6 protein-coding genes are annotated in these 3,369 nt (G+C 42.3%); 4 read left to right on the top strand and 2 right to left on the bottom strand.

The annotated features are described in order from the left end of the window. Positions 1-241: 241 nt before the first annotated feature. Complete coding sequence (locus IM515_RS06120; RefSeq protein WP_043997957.1) at positions 242-715, top strand: type II toxin-antitoxin system VapC family toxin; 474 nt, start codon at positions 242-244, stop codon at positions 713-715. A 2-nt stretch (positions 716-717) separates the two neighbouring features. Further along, the gene (locus IM515_RS06115) at positions 718-945 is read left to right on the top strand and encodes a hypothetical protein (RefSeq protein ID WP_002757210.1); all 228 of its coding nucleotides are present in this window, start codon (positions 718-720) and stop codon (positions 943-945) included. A 322-nt stretch (positions 946-1,267) separates the two neighbouring features. On the opposite strand, the gene IM515_RS06110 is transcribed toward IM515_RS06115, so the two are convergent. Both IM515_RS06110 and IM515_RS06105 read right to left on the bottom strand, forming a co-directional pair. Then, positions 1,268-1,609, bottom strand: coding sequence for a DUF5615 family PIN-like protein (locus IM515_RS06110; RefSeq protein ID WP_002757208.1), 342 nt, complete (start codon positions 1,607-1,609; stop codon positions 1,268-1,270). Positions 1,610-1,612: 3 nt separating this feature from the next. Further along, a complete protein-coding gene (locus tag IM515_RS06105) occupies positions 1,613-1,939 on the bottom strand; it encodes a DUF433 domain-containing protein (RefSeq protein ID WP_002772039.1) in 327 nt (108 codons plus the stop codon). Between the two features lie 364 nt (positions 1,940-2,303). Here IM515_RS06105 and IM515_RS26105 point away from each other — a divergent pair, with 364 nt between their 5' ends. Both IM515_RS26105 and IM515_RS06095 read left to right on the top strand, forming a co-directional pair. Further along, entirely contained in the window at positions 2,304-2,648 is a 345-nt protein-coding gene (locus IM515_RS26105; RefSeq protein ID WP_287627804.1) for a type II toxin-antitoxin system HicA family toxin, read from the top strand. Positions 2,649-2,888: 240 nt separating this feature from the next. Beyond that, complete coding sequence (locus tag IM515_RS06095; RefSeq protein WP_287627803.1) at positions 2,889-3,149, top strand: ribbon-helix-helix domain-containing protein; 261 nt, start codon at positions 2,889-2,891, stop codon at positions 3,147-3,149. The last annotated feature ends 220 nt before the right edge of the window (positions 3,150-3,369 follow it).

Genomic DNA, 3,369 nt, shown 5'->3' with positions numbered 1-3,369 from the left:
GTACGGGCGAAGCATTCGGGCAATAACCTATCGGTGAAACCGTAGATTTTTTATCCGAATGCTTCGCCCCTACAGGACGCGGGCCGATGAAGACGCAAGGTTTTGAAGCACGATTCTCTCAAAATCTTGCACCTGTTTCGCTCGTAAAGCCACAAAACCCTTACCTTGCCTACATTTCACCTTTATTCAGCAAGCCCTAAATAGGGTTTGATGGACGTTGGATAGATTTTCTCCTATTGCCGTGAGCGAAAGCGTCTATATTGAAACCAGTATCTTAGGCTACCTAACTGCTCGACCCAGCAGAGATATTATTGTGGCGGCTAATATTGAGATAACGAGGGAATGGTGGGAATTTCGTCGAAACGACTTTATTCTGTACACTTCCGAGGCTGTCCTAGAGGAAGTAACTAAAGGAGATACAGCGATCGCCTCCGAAAGGCTGGATATTTTGCGTGATTTTCCCTTGTTAGCATTGAACGAAGCTGCACAAGGTTTGGCTAAACAATTCTTAACCCGCAGTAATCTGCCTCCAAAAGCGAAAGTTGACGCGATCCACATTGCCGCCGCAACTGTCCACGGTATGGATTATCTGTTAACGTGGAACTGTAAGCATATTGCTAATGCTCAAATTCAGAGAAAATTGGCAGAGATCAGCATTGATTTTGGATACGAGTTACCGATTCTTTGTACACCCAACGAACTGTTAGGAGGTTGATTATGTTTCATGATGAGATCGTCGAAGAGATCCACCGAATCCGTGAAGAGTATGCCAAGTCCTTCAACTATGACTTGGATGCAATCTTTGCAGATCTACGCAAGAAGCAAGCGGAAAGTGGCAGAGAAGTTGTCACCTTGTCGCGAAAACCCGGTCTAGCAAAACGTTGGAGCGGACGACCGAAAGATATTGGTAATGATACAATGGATACCAGTCGCCGCTCAAGTTAGAATGGGATGACGAAGTAAAAGCTTTTTCGGCAAATTGTCCCCAATTAAATTATCAACTTTAGAGCATTGCTGGCCTCAGATATCTTAGGGTGCGTCCTAGGCAGCTTTTGCCTTTTTGAAAGCAGTTTAATCTAAATTGCGATGGGTGAAGCTGTGCTAATACTAAATCCGTTGAGTAACGCACAGAAAACGGGTTTCTCGGAGAAACCCGTTTTCTACTCATGCACTCATGCAAAAAGGGGAATAAATAATCAGTCTTTAATAACCAGATTTAGTATAAGACATTCTACATTCTACCAAATTTTTGACGGTGATCGCTAACTTAAACAGAGGGACGTACCACCCGAATCAACTTTCCCTGTAAGGATTCCTCTCCCCTTACCGCCTCATCGACCTGTGCTGTAAACTGTTGCCAATTACGATTATTCGTACAAACCACAATCCCGAAATGCTGATCATCACGACGATGCAAACGGATAAAATCAATTCTATTGATCGTCAAAATGGCTCGCTCTTGACTGACAGCAAACGCCAACACCTGCTCGTCAGGTATCCGTTGATTAGCATTTCCCGCTTCTTGCACCGTCAAAACATCATGCCCCAAATTTCTCAACAATTCCACAACCGGCAAAGGAAACTGCTCATCTGCATAAAAACGTGCCATCCCCTAAACTGCCTCATTCTGCTCAATGAGCAAATCAATCTCATCTTCATGAGCTGCCGCATATACCCAAGCATTAGCTAAATCCGTAGCCTTAATAGTCGGATAACTTGTTAATAAATCAGCATCACTATAACCAAGACGACGAGCTTCTACTAACACCCAAACTGGAATTCTTGTATTGGCAATGCAGGCTTGTCCGCCGCAAACTTTAGGCGTTTTCTCAATTCCCTGCCAATCACCACCCAGACTTTGAGCAAGTAACTGGATTACCTGCACTTTTTCCCTAGGTTTGAGGGCAAGAAGTTGCTCTTCTAACTCTTTGATGATCACAAGCTTAAATCCTCATAAAGTTTTGGCCAATTATCCTTAATCATTTTACCAGAAAATTTGGTTTGAAAACCTCCCACTATTCAGTTAACAGTGAACAGTTAACAGTTCTCAGTTAGATTGAAACAAGGGAAATCCAAAATCAAATTAGGTGTTTTTTTGATTTCAATAATATGTCATTTAGATGCACAGCAGCTTATTAAGTAGATAGGTATTAAAAACTTTCAGATGCCCCCCTTATTAAGGGGGGATTAAGGGGGGACTAAGGGGGGATCGGCACCCCCCTTATTAAGGGGGGCAGGGGGGATCGAACCTAAAATCCATTTTTAATTTAATTATAACCAGCTTATTAAGTTATGATACTACAATGGCACTGTCGAAAAAACAGCGAAAAATTCTGGACCAAATCTTCGAGCAGCCCGTCCGGTCGGATGTTGTCTGGACGGATATCGAATCGCTGCTGGAGGCACTGGGAGCAGAAATATCCGAAGGTAGGGGGTCGCGGGTGCGGGTAGCCCTTAAGGGAGTTAGAGCCGTCTTCCATCGCCCCCATCCTCGTCGGGAAACGGACAAGGGGGCTGTAGTATCAGTGAGGCGCTTTTGGCTCTTCGGTTTGTGTTATGCAATGGACAGGGGTTATAAGGGATGGAACCCTTATATAGAAAGGCATTTAGCGATTTTTGTTAATTGTTTTTTATCTAGAGCGAACTAATCAATTAAATCTCTTGCCAGATAAGGATTTAGTCGATTTATGCCCCCCTATCGAACCATACCAAGTAACGAAGAACCACAAAACCCAACCCAATTCTTTAAAAGTGTTGGGTTTCACTATCGTTCAACCCAACCTACGCTCTTTTCATCTCATCGGTAAAACCGAGAGCCTTCAAGCCGACATTTTAGGTAATAATGAAACAGGACACTCGACTTAACCCTTAACCTTATAAAAATTATCATGAATATTCAACTAAAACCCAATCAAGAACAATTTATCCAAAAACAGTTAAAAAGTGGCAGATTTAATAATTCAGAACAAGTCATAGATACCGCTTTTTACTTGCTAGAAATCCTCGATCAAGATTACTTACAATGGGTAGAAGAAACTCGTCAACAAATTGACGTTGCCATAGCAGAATTAGATAATGGAGAGGGATTAGATGGAGAAAAAATCATAAATGATATACTCGAAAAATTTAAAGAAGCGCAACAAAAATAATTATGAATCGTTATATTATTGCGCCTTCAGTTTGAGCCGTAGGTTGGGTTGAGGAACGAAACCCAACCCCATGATTTAAAAGTGTTGGGTTTCACTATCGTTCAACCCAACCTACGCTCTTTATTCTCTGAGATAAAATAAAGGTTGAATGATGCAATTCATCTGCCTAAAAACGTGCCATCACCTAAACTGCCTGATTCTGCTCAATCAGCCGTAGGTT

Source organism: Microcystis sp. M44BS1 (assembly GCF_020244875.1).
In the GTDB taxonomy this organism is placed as follows: domain Bacteria; phylum Cyanobacteriota; class Cyanobacteriia; order Cyanobacteriales; family Microcystaceae; genus Microcystis; species Microcystis panniformis.
This window is presented reverse-complemented; position numbering and strand designations above follow the sequence as displayed.